Origin of the sequence: Arthrobacter sp. 8AJ, assembly GCF_902506025.1 — a bacterium.
Lineage (GTDB): Bacteria > Actinomycetota > Actinomycetes > Actinomycetales > Micrococcaceae > Arthrobacter.
In genome coordinates this window covers 40,238-58,373 of the sequence record NZ_LR733290.1, presented here as the reverse complement: position 1 = coordinate 58,373, position 18,136 = coordinate 40,238, and the positions used below count along the sequence as shown (strand labels likewise).

Genomic DNA, 18,136 nt, shown 5'->3' with positions numbered 1-18,136 from the left:
CCTTGGAATGGTCAAGCTTTGCCATCACAGAGATACCGAACCCGGGCACAGGTGAAGCGCCTCCCGGCTCTGAAGGCGTACTGACGATGCTCAAGTGGCTCGCATGGATCGTCTTCGGCCTGGCCGTGGCGGGCATCCTGATCACCGCCGGAACGATGATGGTCAACAACCGACGCGGAGAGGGCGGCGAGCATGCCGGCCGTCTGGCATGGGTCCTCGGCGGGTGCATCCTGGCAGCCTCCGCCGGCGGCGTCGTAGGCGCCCTGGTCTAAGGAACCGAGCCATGACTGAACCGACAGTGAACGAAGACCAGAATCCGCTGACCAAACCTAAGTTCATCATCTCGGCCGTTGTCGTGGCGATCATTGTCGCGCTCGGGGTAATCCTGGCCCTGGTTCCCAGAGGCGGCGGAACGGCGTCCCCTGAACCGAGCACCAGCACGAGCAGCAGCAGCAGCAGCCAACCTACTGCGACGGCGGCGGCCAGCGTGTGCGGCCTGCCATCGGGTGACCAGGCCAAGCCGGCCACTACACCCGCCGACACCAAATGGGAATTGGTCGGCAAGATCGCTGCACCAACATCGCCCACGCAGTTCGGCCCCGGGAAGACCGAAGCCAATGGCCTTCGTTCCTGTTTCGCACACTCACCGACCGGTGCGTTGTATGCAGCGGCAAACATGACTGCGTTGTCCGCATCTGGAAAAGCGGACCTCGTTTATCAGCAGTTGGCTGTACCAGGCCCGGAGCGAGATGCGGTGCTGAAGTCTTCCCCAACAGCCGCCCCAAACTCCGTGACCGCCCAATTGGCCGGCTTCACATTCCGTTCTTACGAGGCTGACCGAGCCGTCATTGATCTCGCATTCAAGGGTGCCAACGGAACTTTCGTCTCCATTCCGGTTCCGCTTCAGTGGTACGAGGGCGACTGGAAGTTCGTTGTGCCGGCTACAGGGGACACTGGGGCGCGACAGCTCAGTGACCTCAGTGGTTACGTTGAGTGGGCCGGTGTCTAATGGCTGACTGCTCCGGCTTGAATGCAATAAATCCTTTTTGCCAGGCAGGTGCGGCCATCGAAGATGTCGCCAATGATGCCGTCAAGAACATGGCGAAAGCTATTGCCGATGCCGTTGGACAAACAGTCCAAACACTCGGGACATTTTGGGTGAACGTGGGAACTCCCGCTCTAACCGCAACCCCTGCTGGGTCTACCGCGAGTGATCCGGTGTTGTTCCTGCAGAACAGTCTCTACTTCTGGACGGCTTCCCTGGCTGTGATGTCTGTCCTCGTGGGTGCAGCCAAGATGACGATTGAGCGCAGGGGTGCACCCTTGCGGGATCTGGTGCGTTCGCTGGCGACCCTAATCGTCGTCTCCGGCGCCGGTGTGGCGGCAGTGGGACTGCTGGTAGTCGCGGCGGATCAGTTCTCAGCCTGGATCATCACTAATTCCACGAACGGGACCTCGTTCAACGAAAACATCACGGCCCTATTGGCGCTTTCGGCCACCAGCCCGATCGGGTCGATCATGATCATCCTCCTGGGACTCATCGCGATTCTGGCCTCCGTAATGCAGATCGTGCTCATGATCATCCGCGGTGGCCTGCTCGTCATCCTGACAGGGATCTTCCCTACGGCTGCAGCTTTCAGCAACACCGAGGCCGGCAGGGGTTGGTTCCAGAAGTGCACAGCCTGGCTGATCGCCTTCATTCTCTACAAGCCCGCGGCCGCCATTATCTACGCGACGGCCTTCCAGCTCAGCGGCAGCAAGATCTTCGGAAACGTTGGTGACGGCAAGGACTTCGGCTCAGCGCTCCTGGCAACGGTCACCGGGCTGGCTCTGATGATCATTGCCTTGTTCGCCATGCCAGCCCTCATGCGGTTCGTCACCCCGATGGTTGGTGCTGTCGCTGGCGGCGGTGGCGCTCTGGCAGCAGGGACAGTCGGCGCACTGGCTTCCGGCGCAATCAGCATGGGCAGCGCCGGACGCGGCGGCGGATCATCCACCAGCTCGACGACAACCAGCAGCACCTCGAGCCAAAGTCCTGGATCGCAGGGCCCCTCGGGCACTGGCAGCCAGGGAACGGCAGGAACGTCCGGCACAGCGGGGAAGACAGGTACCCGGAGCGCCGGAGCCACTGGCGCGGCACCATCCACCGGTGCCGGCAGTGCTGCTGCAGGCAGCGGAGCAGCCGCCAGCAGTGGCGCTGTGGCCGCGGGCGCGGGCGGTGTCGCCGTACTGGCAGCACAGAAGGGCGCAGAAGCAGGCCAGGCCGCTTCCGGGGCCATCAAAGACATGAGCGAAGAATCCACGGGGGGTGCCTGAAATGGCCGCTATCGAGAACACATACAGGGAACCGACCTACGGCAACTGGCGGCGTCCGCGTAAAGCGGGCATCGGCACCCTCGGCGGGCTGGCAACAGCGGGTTTGTTTGTTGGCCTCATCATCACGGTGATTTGTCTCTTTGTCGGCGGCTGGTTCGCCGGGCTCATTGCCCTGCTCGTCCTTGGGGTGGCGCTGGCCGTCGTCTCGGTGACCGACAAGCACAACAAGTCCGTAGGGGAGCGGGTCTTCGCCCGGCTGGCGTTCCGCTCGGCACGGCGCAAGAAGGCCAACATCTACCGCTCCGGCCCGCTGGGACTGACGCCCTGGGGCGAGTTCCAGCTGCCCGGGATCTCCGCCGGCTCCAAGCTTTACGAGTTCACCGACTCCTATGGCCGCCCGTTCGCGCTGATCCACCTTCCCGCCACCGCGCACTACACCGTTGTCTTCGGCACCCAGCCCGACGGTGCGTCCCTGGTTGATCCCGAGCAGATTGATGCCTGGGTGGCTAACTGGGGCGGCTGGCTCGCTTCGTTGTCGAATGAACCTGCCGTCGTGGCTGCATCCGTCACGGTCGAAACCGCACCCGATTCCGGGGCACGGCTGCGCCGGGAAGTTGAATCGAACATCCACGACGACGCCCCTGACATTGCCAAGGCCATGCTCCGGGAGGCCTTGAACACCTACCCGCAGGGATCGGCCACGATCCGCGCCTGGGTCGCGCTGACGTTCAACGCCGCTGCCCGGGCAGGCGGCAAACGACGCACCCCAGAAGAAATCGCAAGGGATCTCGCCTCACGGCTTCCCAGCCTGACCGAGCGTCTGGAATCCACCGGCGCCGGGGCGTGCGCACCGTTAAACGCCCAGGAACTGTGTGAGGTCGTTCGGGTCGCTTACGACCCTGCAGCGGCCCGGCTCATCGACGAAGCCCACTACCAGGGCACACCCGTTGACCTGGACTGGGGCGACGTCGGACCGTCCGCCCACCAATCCAACTGGGACGGCTACCGCCACGATTCCGGGCACTCGGTGTCCTGGACGATGACCGGTGCCCCGCGCGGGCACATCCTGGCATCAGCGCTGGGCCGCCTCGTCGCACCGCATGGGGAGATCGACCGCAAGCGCGTCACCTTGCTGTACCGGCCGATCGAAGCTGGCCGCGCGGCCGCCATTGTGGAGTCAGACCAAACCAGCGCCCTGACCCGGGCCTCCTCGACCAACCGGCCCACTGCCCGCGCCCTGGTCGATGCGCGCGCGGCGCAGGCCACCGCAGCGGAGGAAGCCAAGGGGGCCGGGCTGGTCAACTTCGGCATGGTGGTCACGGCCACAGTGCTGTCCGCCCGTGACCTTGAGGACGCCGTGGCCGTGGTGGAGGGCAACCTCGGCCCGTCGGCACGTCTGCTGTTGCGGCGCGCTTACGGCTCGCAGGATTCTGCGTTTGCCGCGTCCCTGCCACTGGGTCTGGTCCTGCCCAAGCACTTGAAGGTTCCCGAAGAGATCCGCGAGGCCATGTGATGTTCGGCAGCAAGACCAAGCACCAGCGCACACAGGCCCCTGCCACGAAGCTCGCCGCCGCGGTCGCCCGGCGCCCGGGCCTGCGGGGCTGGCGCGGCCGCGGACAGGGCGAAGCTGTCTACGTCACCGCAGCGGACGAATGGCGCGGAACCTCGGTCCAGGTCTGTGGTCTCTGGCCGTTCGTGGGCGGGTCCGGCACCCCAATCCTGGGTGTCCCGATTGGCGTTCACACCGACACCGGAGCGCCCTTCGGGGCCGATCCGATCAGCTGGTTCATGCACGGCATGATCAACAACCCCTCTATGTTTGTCCTCGGCCTGCCGCACTACGGCAAGTCCACCCTGGTCCGGCACATCGTCCTGGGCCTGGCGGGCCGGAGCATCAACCCGTTGATCCTTGGTGACCTGAAGCCGGACTACGTTGACCTGATCGAAGCCCTCGGCGGGCAGGTCATCAGCCTGGGTCCCGGACGTGGCCACTTGAACGTCCTGGACCCCGGTGAAGCCACGGGAGCCGCCGTGAGGCTGCTCGCCTCGGCCGAGGAACACCGGGCCAAGGCGAAACGGACCGTGAACGATCCAGATGGCGACCAGGCTGCGGCCGCGCAGCTGCTCGCTGCCGCGGTGAAGGCGGAGAAGCTGGCCGAACAGCTGATGGCAGACTCGCACAACCGGCGCCTGAACATGATTACGGCGCTGATCACCATCGTGCGGAACGCCAAGCCAAGCGCCCACGAGGAATCCCTGATTGACCGGGCCCTGCACATCCTGGACGAGCGCCTGGACCGCGTTCCCCTGATCGGGGATCTGATCGAGGTCATCAAAGACGCACCCGACGAGCTGCGGGCCATTGCCTTGGACCGTGGCGATATGAGCCGCTACCTCGACGCGACCGACCAACTGCGCCAGTCGCTGTACTCCCTCGACGGCTCGGGCCGGTTCTCGGACATGTTCTCCCAGCCCACGGACCAGCCGATGGACCTGACCAAACCCGTGGTCTTCGACCTGTCAGGGATCTCAGACACGCAGAGGGACATCCAAGCGGCCTGCCTGCTGGCCTGCTGGTCAACCGGGTTCGCCACCGTCCAGGTGGCCCACACCCTGGCCGACGCCGGCCTCGAACCGCGCCGGAACTACTTCGTCGTCATGGACGAACTGTGGCGGGCCCTGCGCTCCGGTGAAGGCATGGTCGACCGGGTCGACTCGCTCACCCGCCTGAACCGTACCGAGGGCGTCGGGCAGGCCATGATCACGCACACCATGAGTGACCTCGAAGCCCTCCCCACCGAATCCGAACGGATGAAAGCACGCGGATTCGTTGAACGCTCCGGCATGGTCGTCTGCGGCGCGCTCCCCGGCGCGGAAATGGAAAAACTCAACAAAGCCGTCACCCTCTCCCGCGCCGAGCAGGCCCGCCTCATCTCCTGGGCCGATCCGGGGTCATGGACCGACGTCGGCGGCTCCCGCAAACGGGTCCGCCCGGGCCTGGGCAAATTCCTCTTCAAAGTCGGCGGCCGCCCCGGGATCCCGGTCGCGCTCAAACTCACCAGCGTCGAAGAAAAACTGCACGATACGAACAAGCGCTGGACGATCAACAACAACGGTGAAGGGGAGAACTGATGGGTGCACCAAGCAGCGGCAAACGCGCACAGCTCGACACCGAAACAGTCCTACTCTGGGTCTTCATCACCGCCGTGGTGCTCGGCGTCGGCTCGGTCGCCGGCGCCGTGCACCTGGGCTCGATCCTGTCCGGTGATGGCCAGGAACTGCCCGCGAACCCGTTTGAACTGGTCTTCGGACTGATCTCGCAGAAAGTCACGTGGCCCGCGGCCGCCACATGGGTACTGATCGGCTTCGGCGTCCTCATCACCCTTGTGGCCGTTCTGGTGGTCCGTGCCGTGCTCCGCAAGCGATCCAAGCGGTCCCGTGTGGACGCCGCGGCCCAGCACATGGCCAAAGGCCGGGACCTGCGCGCCCTGAGCCTGCGCGGCGCCACGGCAACGGCGGAACGTCTCGGAGTGAAAGGATCACCCGGCGTCCCGGTAGGCAAGACCGTCCTCGGCGGGCAGATGGTCTACGGCTCCTGGGAAGACATGCACATCGACATCTGGGGACCCCGCACCGGCAAGACGACATCTAGGGCCATCCCGGCGATCCTCGCCGCCCCGGGAGCTGCGTTGGTGACCTCGAACAAGCGGGACATCGTTGACGGAACACGAGACGTCCGGGCAGCCGAGGGCCCGGTCTGGGTCTTCGACCCGCAGTCGGTCGCACTCGAGGAACCTTCCTGGTGGTGGAACCCCCTGTCCTACGTCACGGACGAAGTGAAGGCGGCTCGCCTGGCCGACCACTTCGCAGCAGGTTCGCGCGGACCGGATGCCAAAACGGACGCCTACTTCGATCCAGCCGGTCAGGATCTCCTCGCCGGGCTCCTGCTCGCCGCAGCCCTCGACGACCGGCCGATCACGCAGGTCCACACCTGGCTGACCCGGCCCGCTGACGACGAAGCGGTGGACATCCTCAAGGCCCACGGCTTCACCCAGACCTCCAACGCAGTGGGCGGCGTCATCAACGCACCCGAGAAACAGCGAGGCGGCGTGTACGGCACGGCACTGCAAATGGCATCCTGCCTCACCAACCGCCAAGTCGCCCGCTGGGTCACACCCCAAGACGAAAACGACGAGCGGCCGCAGTTCGATCCGGCAGCGTTCGTCCGCTCCAAGGGCACCCTGTACAGCCTGTCCAAGGAAGGCAAAGGCACCGCCGGCCCGCTGGTGACGGCACTGACCGTGGCCACCGTCGAGGCAGCCGAAGAACTCGCCGTTCACTCACCCGGGGGCCGGCTCGCCACACCCATGGTCGGTGTCTTGGACGAGGCAGCCAACGTGTGCCGCTGGCGGGAACTGCCGAACCTCTACAGCCACTACGGCTCCCGCGGGATCGTCCTAATGACTATCCTCCAGTCCTGGTCCCAAGGCGTTGAAGTGTGGGGCCGCGACGGCATGCGCAAACTCTGGAGCGCCTCCAACATCAAGGTCTACGGCGGCGGCGTCGCCGAAGCCGAATTCCTCAACGAACTTGCACAGCTCGTGGGCGAATACCGCTACTCCAACATGACCAGAAGCCGCTCCAAACAAGGCACCTCCTACAGCCACGACGACGACCGCAAAGAACGCACCCTGGACGTCTCGGACCTGGCCGCGTTCCCCCGGGGCCGAGCCATCATGTTCGCCTCCGGCGCCCCCGCCGCGCTGCTGGAAACGGTGCCCTGGATGAGCGGCCCGCAGGCTGACGCGGTACGGGCCTCCATCGCCGCACATGACCCCGCGAACAAGCCCGCAGCACAACCGTCGGCCGCGGCCGGGAACCGGTGGATAGCGGCAGGTGCCCCTCATGAGTGATGGCTTGGGGGAGTGGGACGACGAGCTGGAGGACACGTCAACCCCCGCCGAGCCGGCCCAAGAGGAGCCGGAAGCTCCTGAACTGTTCTACCCAAACGTCGCGGAGTTCGTCAGCAACAAGCTGGCTACCAGCTACCGCCGGCAGCTCAACGTCCAGGGCGGCGTGACCTGGTGCCCGCAATGGTGGAAACACGCCGAAGCGATCAGCCGCCTCGAAGCGCTCTGGCGTGCCTGGGAGTTCCTGCGCCTGGACGGCACCACAGGGATGAGCGTGTGGTGGCGCGACCACGCAGACCACCACATGTCCGTTCTGCTCTCAACAGATGGGCCATTCAAGGGCTGCACCCCGGACGACGGCCACCGCTCCAAACTCGCCCCTTTACCCTGCGAGGAACCACCCCCAGGGCTGTTCTAAACCTTGTTAGCCGACGCTCAAGGTGACCGACGCGGGCTGTCCATAGTTGGGGTCAATCCAGGTTATCCACGGCTGGAAATCGGGAGCCATCGGGAAAGCTCCCTCAGCAGCAGTAGCGGTGGATAACCCACCAGGATTGTCCCCGGCTGTGGGCAGCCATCGGGCTGTCAGCGCCGCCTATGATGTGCAAAAGTGAGCATTCAAAGAGTAGGAGCACCAACTTGAGCGGACGTACCAGCCGAGCAAAGAGAAAAACTCAATCAGGAAACAGCCGTATTTCCGATCACAAGCAAAAAGGTAAGGTACTGGTTCCCCCAATTTTAGCGAGAGGGGACATTACTCAGTTACCTTGGCTGCGAGACACTTTTCCGGACATGATTTGGATCTGTGCGCTCATCTCCTCGCTCGGAGCTAAACGTGGAATGCAGCTAGTCGCCAACGTTGTCGATCCTCTCCATGACGTTACAGAGACCGAAAGTTTGGAAGGGGAAGGCGCTTCTCCTTCCCCTGTCTTTACTGGGACTCTAACGTCCTTCGACCGCCTTTCGCCTAAGTTTCGACCATCATTCCTCGAAGAGCTTGACCGGGCCGGGTTGTACGAAAGAGCCTTTCCGACGGAACTACGGAAGGCTCTTCTATCCTATGAGGATCTCCCTGCTCGATGGCTCTTTGAGCACCCGGCATATCCAATCGATCCGACTGAAGAAGATACGTGCGAAAACACTCTTCGACCGGTTGTCTTCGACAGTATCCACGGTCAGAGCGACGTCACAACTAAAGCGAAAACGATGATCGTACGTGCTTACCTGTATGCAGGTAAGTTGCAGCTTACTCCCTCCATCGCGCAAGATTGGTTTCCCATTTTGGAGAGATACCCCGATGGTGTTACGGAGGAAGAGAGATCTCGGATTGAGCCTTCCATGCGCTCAACCTTCCTGACCTTGTCCCAAATGGGAAATGAGGAAAATGAACGAAGTATTGATTGGGCGCGCTCATTTTGGCGGCAGAACTGGTGCAAGTTCGATTGCGTGCGGGAGGAGACTACCAAGAGACTCCAACAGGGGGGCGAAGGCGAGGGCGTCGTACTAGCCGCGCATAAGCATTGGGTGGATCAATTAAACGAGCTCTACGCGGATGCAATCTCCATCAGCCAGGATGCCGACCCAGACTTGTATGACCCGGATAAGCATGAAGTCCTCACAGGTTTAGTGTTTCGTCAGATTGAATTTGTGCGAGCCATGATCGACTCGCCCGCTCTTTGGCACATCGATTCCGCAGCTGGAACGACAAGGGGATTGATCGAGACGCGGATCGTTTTCAAGTGGATGATAAGGCAAGATCGCGATATCTTTTCGCGTTTCAAGGACTATGGTCGAGGAAAGCTGAAGCTTTACAAACTCCATGCGGAGGAGCTTCGCGATTCACTTGATGAGCCATCCGAGGCGCTAAATGCACAGATAGATCGACTCCAAGAGTTGGTTAACGGCGACGTTTGGGAGGAGTTCCAGCACATCAGTATCGCCGGCAACTTCGCATCGGTCGACACTAGAAGGATGGCCGATCAGGTCGGTTTACTTGAGGACTACCGACTCATATTCAGCCCTGCAAGTGCAGCTGTGCACGGGGAATGGGGGCCAATCTCGCAGCACACACTTACACGCTGCCTTAACCCCCTGCACCGGGGGCATCGAATTCCGCAAGCGCCCGGCGGCAGGGAAATGGATGCCTTTAACGTGAACTTTGCCTTGAAGCTTCTGACCAACCTTGTCGATGACTATCGCACCGCCCTGAGCGTGGCTTGACTGCCGGTTTGTGGAAGTCAAGCCACGTGCGGCCGACCGCAGGGGCCTCCCGGACAAACCGGGTGTCAGGCTGAATTCTAGAGCCCCTCGAGCCGCTGTCAGAATAGGAAGAATCAAGCCCTACTCTGACAGCGCTTACACCCCAACCTGACGTCAGGTTGGGGTGTAGCTCATACAGAGAAGGCAACCTCATACATATGGGGGTAAGTGGTGTTAAGGAATCTATTCAGACGGCAGCCGCATTCAGGACGGCAATTTGCCCTCAAGGCTTGTAAATGGCGCAGTCAAGTCGTCGTGTCCTCTGGTTCACCTTCGCACGATCCAGTCGCGGAACTCCCGAGTTGTGCCGCATGGCACTTCGTGGTCGACACGAACGGTATATTTGCCGTAATCGCGTTGTATGACCAGGATTCCCTGCCTGCGTTCGAGAGCGGCGGGTATGAGTCTGTTGATAGCACGGTTTAGCTTCTCGTCTCTGCTCTGGGGCTCATCTAAAGTGATGACTTCAAGGGAAAGAGGAAGCGCCGGGTTTGGGAACAGACCGCCGCTCGTTAGCGAGAAGGCAACGCTGACTTCCGGTTCATGCAACTGGTAGGACACACGTCCTCCTTTACTAGGTCGACCGGCGTGTACGGTCGGAATTGCCGTTTAAGTCGTTTCTGCCGGATCGTACGACCTGCTTACAGTCGTCTAGTTTGGTAGAGCGGACGCTTCCACCCGACTGCATATGAGGTTTATTCCTGGCGCTCGTCTTGCAAGGAATTCAAGGGCCGGCCGAGCGGTGTGAGATTGGGGTGTACGGCAACCTGATAGTGGTTGAAGTGCTATCCATTCGAGCTTCGAGACGGGTACTGCTAGATCCACTGCTTCAAGTGAGGTGTGGCCGCTCCGGAAGCCCTCCGAGCTACCCCAGCACCTCCAACTCCTGAAGCTTTCCAAGCGCCACACCCGCCATGAATTGTGCCTGATCAACGAGGATACTGTCGTCAAACACTGCCCTGGGCGAATGCATGGGAGCCCACTCCATGGGGTCGATATCTGGAGACCCAGCTCCGAGGTGCCCGTACGCTCCGGGGACCTCCACGAGGACCCGGGAGAAATCGTCAGAGCCGGTCCTGGGGGACGGGCTGGGCACGAACCGGTGCTCTCCGAAGAATGTCCGTGCTGTCCTGCCCCAGAGTTCGGCGTCACTGTCGTGATTGACGGTGGCCGGCATAACTGGAGTGAACGTTGCGTCGGCTGTCAGTTGATGAGCGGACGCCAGTTGCCGGATAAGATCCGGCAACTCCTGTGCGAGCCGTGCTTCGACACCGGGGCTGAAAGATCTGACGCTGGCCCTGAATTCCGCCGAATCAGGTATGACATTAGAGGCGGAACCGCCATGGAACTGGCCCACGGAAAGAACCACGGGATCAAAAACGTTGAATCGCCGGGTGATGTACGTCTGTAGCGCTCCAAGCATTTCAGCAGCTACCTGTATGGGATCCAAAGCCTGGAAGGGGCGGGAACCGTGCCCACCACGCCCGATAACCTTGACGGACAGATCTCCGAAGGCTGCCATGTAGGAGCCGGCCCGGGTCGTGAACACGCCTGACGGCATGTCTGAAACGACATGCAGGGCGTAGGCAGCATCCGGTCGCCTGCCGGCTGCATTAAGAACGCCTTCCTCCAGCATGATGCGGGCCCCGTCATGTCCTTCCTCCCCCGGTTGGAACATGAAGATGACGTCGCCGGTCAGGCTGTGACGTACGGACGAGAGCAAGCGGGCGGCACCAATCAGGCCCGCTGTATGCAGGTCATGACCGCAGGCATGCATTGCGCCATTGGTCGAGGCAAAGGGTATACCCGTTTTTTCTGCCACAGGAAGGGCGTCCATGTCCCCTCTAAGCAGTACAGTAGGACGGCTCCCAACGGGGGACTGGGTGGCCCCGCCCCGGAGTACCGCAACCACGGACGAGGCCGCTTTTCCCAGGCTTATTTCGAGGTCGAGTCCCTTGAGTGCCTCAAGGACCCGGGCCTGGCTGCGGGGCAGATACAGGCCGACTTCAGGATCGGCGTGCATTTCCCTACGGAAATCGACCAGGTCGCTTCCAAAGGCCGGGATCGCCGCCGTGGCGCCCTCAAGGAAACTCAGCGGTGAAAACCGCACCGTATCTGTCGTTGAAGTATCTGTCATTGAAGGGCTTTCTCGTCTCATGTTGCCAGGCCCTGGCCTGCTGCTTGCCCGAGAGGACGCGGAGCCTCCGCCTTAGCCAGGCGTCACGTTTCTGGAATGTCTGTCGCAGGCCTCGCAGGGCCTCGCTTACGCTTTGGTGGGGTCGGATACGGCGCCTAGAGCGGCAAATCCGTCCTGTCCACGCCAACCACGCGGTCGCCGGTAAAGAAGCGAACGCCGTACTGGGGACCGTGGCCTCCAATACCGCTGGTACCCCAGAAACTCTGCCGCGAATTGCCGGCCAGGTCGCTCATGAACGTGCCGTTGATGCGGACCTCCCCGGCACGAATACGGGATGCCACGTCGATGGCCCGTGTTTCGTCACCGCCGAATACGTAGGCATCAAGACCGGTTGCCGGTCCGTTTGCATGGCTAAGGGCCTCTTCAACGGAATGCACGGGATGTACCGTGACCAGTGGCCCGAAGAGTTCTTCCGCGGCGGCTCCGGCCGGACATCCGACGATCATCCCCGGTGCCAGGAACCAGCCGTTAAGATCTGGTAGATCGCCGGCAGTGACCAGCGTTCCCCCCAGTTCGACGAGTCGATTCACTGCGGCTACCAAACCATCACGCTGCCGCTCAAACGCAAGGGGACCCACTTCCGTTGTCTCATCCAAGGCATTTCCGACCCGAAGCTTACTGAGTTCGAACTTCATAGCTTCAACGAAACGGTCGTGAACCGACCCGTCAACCAGTACCTTGCCGGGCGCCTCGCACCACTGGCCATTGAGACGGGTCATGCCCTGCACAATGGATTGTGCCGCTGAGCTGACATCGGCATCATCCAGAATGATCACGGGATTGTTGGATCCGAGCTCCATCTGCATGACAGCCAGATTGGACGCCGCAGCCTTCGCGACCGTTCGGCCTGCCGAATCGCCCCCTGTAAACGAAAGAGCCTCGATGCGGGGATCCGAGGTCAGCAGTGATCCTGTCTCCGAATTCCCATGAACCAGTTGAAACGCAGCGCTCGGGTAATCGAGTTCGGTCATGGCGGCGACGATCGATTCGGCGAAGAGCTGGCAACCGCCGGGGGCGTTCTCGGAGGGTTTGAGGATGACCGGGCAACCAGCCGCCATTGCTGCTGCCACCTTGCCTACCACGGTGAAGGTTGGAGCATTCCAGGGGCCAATGATGAGGGCCGGGCCGAGGGGCTTGCGCAGGATGACCACAGACCGGTCACCGCCGTCAAGGGTCTCCGAGTCGCCAAGCTGCTCCGCTTCAGCGATAGTTCCCCGGACTCTGTCCCCGAGTGCACCGGCAATCAGGCGAGTGGTCCGGATAGGGACTCCCGTGTTGATGCTGTCCTGCAGCGCGATTTCTTCGCTCTGGGCATCGAGAGATGCGCCTACCTTTCTCAGGAGCTCAAGACGGTCCTGGAGTTTGATGTCTTCAAGTTTCCCGGACTCGTGCAGTGTCGCCGCTGCGGCGAGTGCGCACTCGACGTCAGCCTTTCCGGTCTTTCGCATCGGCTGCCGGGGTTCGCCCGTATTTGGGTTGGTAAGGTAGCGGCCGTTTTCGTCGAGCTGCAGCCATGCGCCATGGACAAAGGAGCGTTGCTCGACAAGGTCGGGGGTGTTAGCGGTCAGTTGTGCTAGTCCTTCAGCAGTCATTCAAGGTGCTCCTCTGGTTTTCGTTGTTGTCTTTGTCGTCCAGGACCAGCGACGGCAGGGGCTGGGCATTGACGTTTGACCGTTTATGTTCGGGAGGATTTGCAGCGCCACAGTGCGCAGCTTTCGTTCCGGCGCTGGCCGTGGCGCAAAATCAGATCGTGATCGGCCTGACAGTCAGCTGCCAAACGGTCTTCAAAGTTGTCCGGATCACAGTTGCCTGTCGGTCATGTTCAGCACAACTCGGATCGTCGAGGCTTCCGCCATCGCTTCGAATCCCTCGTTGATACGTTCGAAGGGCAGTTCTTTGGTGACCATTGCATCGAGATCCAGTCGGTTGTTCAGGTAGTGGTCCGTGAACATGTCGACGTCGCTGAGGAACCTGTTCGCGCCCATGTAGGCGCCTTGCAGGTGTCGGTCGCCGTATACGAGTGCATCTGCGGGGATACGCAGTTCGGACCCTGTGGGCATGAGACCGAGGATGGTGGCGGTTCCGTTCGGGCGCAGGAGCGAAAAGGCGAGTTCCGCTGTCTGGCTGCGGCCCACCGCCTCGATTGCATGGCTGACACCTTGGGGAAGAAGTGATCGGACCTGGATGAGTGTTTCTGTTGGGTCGGATGATGAGACAACAGTGTCCGTGGCACCGAAGTTACGGGCGAGCTCCAGCTTCGCCGGCACAGCGTCAATGGCAATGATTCGTCGTGCCCCAGCCAACCTGGCACCTTGAATGGCCGCTATTCCGACACCGCCGCAACCGATTACGGCAACAGTATCCTCTGGTCCTACCTTTGCGCCGTGAATAACCGCGCCGACTCCTGTACTAATGCAGCAACCGAGAAGACACGCCACCTGGGGAGGCAGATCCGAGCCGACCACTGCAACGGATGCCTCCTTCACGAGGAAGGCCTCTGCAAACGCGCCGATACCGCCGAGCGACTCAACGCTTGATCCATCAGGTGAGAGCAGCCTGGGTCGCTGCCGCTCACGCATCGAGTCGACTCGTTCGCACTGGGTCGGGCGCCCGCTTATGCAGTTGCGGCATGCCCCGCAGGAGGGGGTGACCGTTGCCACGACCCTTTCACCAGTCTTAATTCTTGTGACTGCAGAACCGACGCGCTCGACAATGCCTGCGACTTCATGCCCGAGGACCACCGGCAGGGAGATATCCAGCGACCCCTTCAGATAGTGCAGATCGCTATGGCAAAGGCCCACTCGCTCGGTCCGGATGAGAACCTCATTGTCCTCCGGATCATCAAGCAGCAGTTCGCGGATCTGAAGAGGGGCTCCGGGCTTTTCCAGCACGGCGGCAAGAATCGGTGTAGTCACTTGGCTTCCTTGGTGGTTGAGGAGCTGGCAGATGGGTCGCTTCGACCATCTTCAGCCCTGGTCGAGTTTCAAAAGTGTGTGGACGGAACAGCCTTTACGAGCACTATGTGCAACCTGACCAGCGCGGACGTTGGAACGGCCGGGATCAGTGTCAGCTTCCGGTTCCAACTCGGGATCCATGCCGGTTCTCACCTACAGCGGCCCAGCGCTTAACGTGACGTTCCATGGCGCGGAGGGCTTTTTCCAGCTTCGCCAGCAGTTCCCGTGTCTCCTCTTCGGTGATCACCAAGGGCGGGGACAGAATCACGGCATTGTTCAGCGGGGCGATCCCGGCCGGGTAGACAAGGAGCCCTTGGTCCAGGCATTCATCGACGAATAGGCCAGCCGCTCCCAGCGCAGGATCGGGTGCCTGCTTGCTTTCCTGGTCCATAACGAACTCGAAGCCCCAGAGCAGGCCCCGCCCACGGACGTCGGCGATGCAGCGGTACCTTGTTGCCAGGGAGAGCAGACCCTCTTCAAGCTGCTTCCCCCGTTGCCGGACGTTCGCGAGGATATCCTCGCGTTCCATGAAGTCCAGGACCGCCAGGCAGGTCGCTGCCCCCAGTGGGTTCCCCGAGAAGGTGTGCCCGAACGGAGCGACGCCGCTGCCCTCTCTGAGCGCCTCGACGATGTGGCTCCGCAGCAGGACGCCAGCAACAGGGGAGTATCCGGCACTCATTCCTTTGCCGATAAGAAGAAGGTCCGGCACGACGTCCTCGTAGGAACTCGCGAACCAGTCGCCCGTGCGCCCCATTCCCGTGATGACCTCATCGATGATCAGCAGCACGTCCAGCCGATCACAAATGTCGCGAAGGCGGGCGAAGTAGCCGGCCGGCGGCGTCAGGACCCCGCCGGCGGCTCCTACGATTGGTTCGACGATGACTGCCGCGACTGTGCCGGGGTCCTCGTTCTGAATGGCATCTTCGAAGGCCTTCGTAGCCCGCGCAGCGTACGCTTCCTCGCTCTCGCTTGGAAGCGCGAAGCGGTAGGCGTAGGCCGGCGGGGCGAAGGAGAACGCATGGAGCAAGGATCCGTAGTCGGGGCGGCGTGCTGCATGCCCGGACATCGACAGGGCGCCCATTGTCATGCCGTGATAGCTGATGGTCCTGCCAAGGATTTTGACTTTGCCTGGGAGCCCCCTTTCGCGCCAGTAGCTCACTGCGGTGCGGATGGCGTATTCGGATGCTTCGGACCCGCTATTGACGAAAAACGCCATATCGAGGTCCCCGGGAGCGATGTCGGTGAGCCGGCGGGCGAGTTCTTCAGCGGGCAGGTTGGTGAACTGGGTTCTATACGTAAAAGCTACGCGGCGGCACTGTTCTTTCACCGCCTCCGCAATTTCGTCCACGCCGTGACCAATGCTGGCGGTCATGGCGCCGCTTGAACCATCCAGGTACTGGCGCCCTTCCGTGTCATACAGGAAGATGCCTTCGCCGTAGGCAACTGTCGGGTACTTCTTGTCGATGATTTGCTTCAACAGTGCGCTGTCGGAAATGGGAAGCTCCTAAATATCGGCAGCTGCTCTCGCAGCTCACTATCTGCAGTGACGGGTGGGGAAATCTCTGGAAGATCTTTTGTCCATGGGCGCGAGTGGCCGGCCGCGCCTTGCGCAGCCGGCCACCATTACCGTCGTTCCCAAGAAGGCTCGTGCGACGGCGGCTACGGAGATGAGTCTTTGTTCCTAAATCCCTGCGGAACTTTCTTCGCTGCCGGAACCTGCCGGGATCAGTGCGGCATACGTCGCCGGCCGCTTGGATCGCATAACCAGCGCGGTAGTCACGCCGCCCAGGAAGAGTGCAGCCATGAGCGTCAACAGTATTCCCGCCGCCAAGTCGCCGCCGACGAGGAGCCCGAAGTTCTGAAGGACCAGAAAGACAATTCCCCCGAGTCCGAGAAGGGCAAGCGCGGGGGCCAGCAACGTGCCCCAGACCTTCTTGTTGTGTGCATTCCTCCGGAAGAACACGATCACCGCGAGTGACGTGAGAGCCATCAGAACAACGATGCCCAATGTGGCCGAGCCTGAGAACCAGGTGTAGGCCTGCGTTACCGGGTCGAGCCCGATGATCGCCTCGACACCAAGCAGTGCTATCGCAACTACCGAGACGATCAAGGCTGCCCTGGATGGAGCGTGGTGACGTGGGTGGATTGCACCAAGTCCAGACGGAAGAACACCTTGCGTACCAAGGGTAAAGAGGTACCGGGTCAGTACGTTCTGGAAGGTGAGGATGCAGGCGAAAAGGCTGGTGATGAGGAAAACCTGGAGCAGAGTGGCAAGGAGCGGGGACACGTACTGTCCCGCGAGCCCTACAACAATGCTGGTGGGGTCGTTCGTCGCGACTTCGACTATCTGGCTGCTTCCGACTCCCGCCTGGAGTGCCCAGGCAGTGAAAGTGTAGAAGATGCCGACGCCGATAACGGCGATATAGGTTGCCCGCGGGATAGTGCGGTCGGGGTCACGTGCTTCGTTCCGGAAGACGGCGGTGGCCTCAAAGCCGATGAATGAGAAGAAGGCAAACATGACGCCCAGAGGCGGGACACCTTCACCCAAACGCGCGGGGGACAGCGAGTCAGCACTCAACCCTTCCGCGCCGCCGTGGACAATCACCCCGATGTTTACTGCCAGCAGAACGACTGTTTCGATGACCAGGACCACGCCCAGCACCTTGGCGGAGAGCTCGACGTCCCGGTATGCAAGAGCACCGCAGGTTGCCATCAGCACCAGACTGCACAGCCACCAGGGAAGTTCCGGACCGCCCAGATCGTGAACCGTGGTCTGGGCCGCTGACCCCAGGTATGAACACAGCGCAAGAAACAGCAGCAAGTATGTTCCGAGCGCAAAAGTGGCAGCCCCCATGCCAACACCTCGGCCCAGCCCCGTTTGGATGTAGGAATAGAACGCTCCAGCATTTTTTACAAAGGGCGTCATCCTCGTAAAACCAACGGCAAACAGAAACAGAATAGCGGTCGCGATAAGGAAGAACAGCGGACCGCCCGTGCTTCCCGATGCAGAAACGACAACAGGCCAGCCAGCCACGACAGCTGTCATGGGCGCAGCTCCCGCCACAACCATGAACACAATCGACCGGACTCCCAGGCCCCTGCTGAGCAAGCGGTCTGGGCTCAAGATTCCGTTGGGTCCCGCATCCACCGGCTCAAATTTAACATCTTTAGTTGCCATTCGTCCCTCCTGGACGTAGAAGCTGAGTGTCATCGCGATGCCTTCGACAAGGCGGAATTGAGCGGCATCGCGGAACCCACAATCGGGCCGGCCCCCTTGCCGAACGTCACTGTGAGTTGGATTACAGCGTAGGAGTTGCCCCAGAGTTTGCGGTGTTGAGCCTGCACATACATCCGTCTTGGGCATGGTCTTGATGCACAGCTATTCGCTGGCAAAAGAATGGACGCGGTCCTATGAACGAGGAGTTTATGGAATGTGCACCGCGCACATACAGCTACTTATCGTGGTGCTCCCAGCACTCGCTGGCCGCAGTTTCCTCAGG

14 protein-coding genes are annotated in these 18,136 nt (G+C 61.6%); 8 read left to right on the top strand and 6 right to left on the bottom strand.

Annotated elements, in window-relative coordinates:
* Nucleotides 1–86: 86 nt before the first annotated feature.
* The 8 genes from BACI349Y_RS20375 (at nt 87) to BACI349Y_RS19910 (ending at nt 9,446) form a co-directional block, all read left to right on the top strand.
* A complete protein-coding gene (locus BACI349Y_RS20375) occupies nt 87–272 on the top strand; it encodes a hypothetical protein (protein WP_236561135.1) in 186 nt (61 codons plus the stop codon).
* A gap of 11 nt (nt 273–283) precedes the next feature.
* Nucleotides 284–1,009 carry a hypothetical protein gene (locus BACI349Y_RS19940; protein WP_159636099.1) on the top strand — a complete coding sequence of 242 codons (726 nt, stop codon included), beginning with the start codon at nt 284–286 and terminating at the stop codon, nt 1,007–1,009.
* Nucleotides 1,009–2,316: a hypothetical protein gene (locus BACI349Y_RS19935; protein ID WP_159636096.1), complete on the top strand. Its 1,308-nt coding sequence runs from the start codon at nt 1,009–1,011 to the stop codon at nt 2,314–2,316. The genes BACI349Y_RS19940 and BACI349Y_RS19935 overlap by 1 nt, the downstream gene beginning before the upstream one ends.
* 1 nt (nt 2,317) lies before the next feature.
* Nucleotides 2,318–3,829, top strand: a complete 1,512-nt coding sequence (locus tag BACI349Y_RS19930) for an SCO6880 family protein (RefSeq protein WP_159636093.1) — start codon at nt 2,318–2,320, stop codon at nt 3,827–3,829.
* Nucleotides 3,829–5,448: an ATP/GTP-binding protein gene (locus tag BACI349Y_RS19925; RefSeq protein ID WP_159636090.1), complete on the top strand. Its 1,620-nt coding sequence runs from the start codon at nt 3,829–3,831 to the stop codon at nt 5,446–5,448. Before BACI349Y_RS19930 ends, BACI349Y_RS19925 begins: the two co-directional genes overlap by 1 nt.
* Nucleotides 5,448–7,229 (top strand): type IV secretory system conjugative DNA transfer family protein, encoded by a 1,782-nt coding sequence (locus tag BACI349Y_RS19920; protein WP_159636087.1) that lies wholly within the window; start codon nt 5,448–5,450, stop codon nt 7,227–7,229. The genes BACI349Y_RS19925 and BACI349Y_RS19920 overlap by 1 nt, the downstream gene beginning before the upstream one ends.
* Entirely contained in the window at nt 7,222–7,644 is a 423-nt protein-coding gene (locus BACI349Y_RS19915; RefSeq protein WP_159636084.1) for a DUF4913 domain-containing protein, read from the top strand. The genes BACI349Y_RS19920 and BACI349Y_RS19915 overlap by 8 nt, the downstream gene beginning before the upstream one ends.
* Nucleotides 7,645–7,865: 221 nt before the next feature.
* Nucleotides 7,866–9,446 carry a DUF5677 domain-containing protein gene (locus BACI349Y_RS19910; RefSeq protein ID WP_159636081.1) on the top strand — a complete coding sequence of 527 codons (1,581 nt, stop codon included), beginning with the start codon at nt 7,866–7,868 and terminating at the stop codon, nt 9,444–9,446.
* Between the two features lie 306 nt (nt 9,447–9,752).
* On the opposite strand, the gene BACI349Y_RS19905 is transcribed toward BACI349Y_RS19910, so the two are convergent.
* From BACI349Y_RS19905 to BACI349Y_RS19880, 6 genes are all read right to left on the bottom strand, one after another.
* Nucleotides 9,753–10,046 (bottom strand): hypothetical protein, encoded by a 294-nt coding sequence (locus BACI349Y_RS19905; RefSeq protein WP_236561130.1) that lies wholly within the window; start codon nt 10,044–10,046, stop codon nt 9,753–9,755.
* A gap of 304 nt (nt 10,047–10,350) precedes the next feature.
* Nucleotides 10,351–11,622 carry a M20 metallopeptidase family protein gene (locus tag BACI349Y_RS19900; protein ID WP_159636078.1) on the bottom strand — a complete coding sequence of 424 codons (1,272 nt, stop codon included), beginning with the start codon at nt 11,620–11,622 and terminating at the stop codon, nt 10,351–10,353.
* Between the two features lie 155 nt (nt 11,623–11,777).
* Entirely contained in the window at nt 11,778–13,274 is a 1,497-nt protein-coding gene (locus BACI349Y_RS19895) for an aldehyde dehydrogenase family protein (protein ID WP_159636075.1), read from the bottom strand.
* Between the two features lie 207 nt (nt 13,275–13,481).
* On the bottom strand, nt 13,482–14,597 hold the full coding sequence (locus tag BACI349Y_RS19890; protein WP_043807263.1) for a Zn-dependent alcohol dehydrogenase: 1,116 nt from the start codon (nt 14,595–14,597) through the stop codon (nt 13,482–13,484).
* Nucleotides 14,598–14,748: 151 nt separating this feature from the next.
* Complete coding sequence (locus BACI349Y_RS19885) at nt 14,749–16,113, bottom strand: aminotransferase family protein (RefSeq protein ID WP_236561128.1); 1,365 nt, start codon at nt 16,111–16,113, stop codon at nt 14,749–14,751.
* 204 nt (nt 16,114–16,317) lie between these two features.
* Nucleotides 16,318–17,847: an APC family permease gene (locus tag BACI349Y_RS19880; protein WP_236561125.1), complete on the bottom strand. Its 1,530-nt coding sequence runs from the start codon at nt 17,845–17,847 to the stop codon at nt 16,318–16,320.
* Between the last annotated feature and the right edge of the window lie 289 nt (nt 17,848–18,136).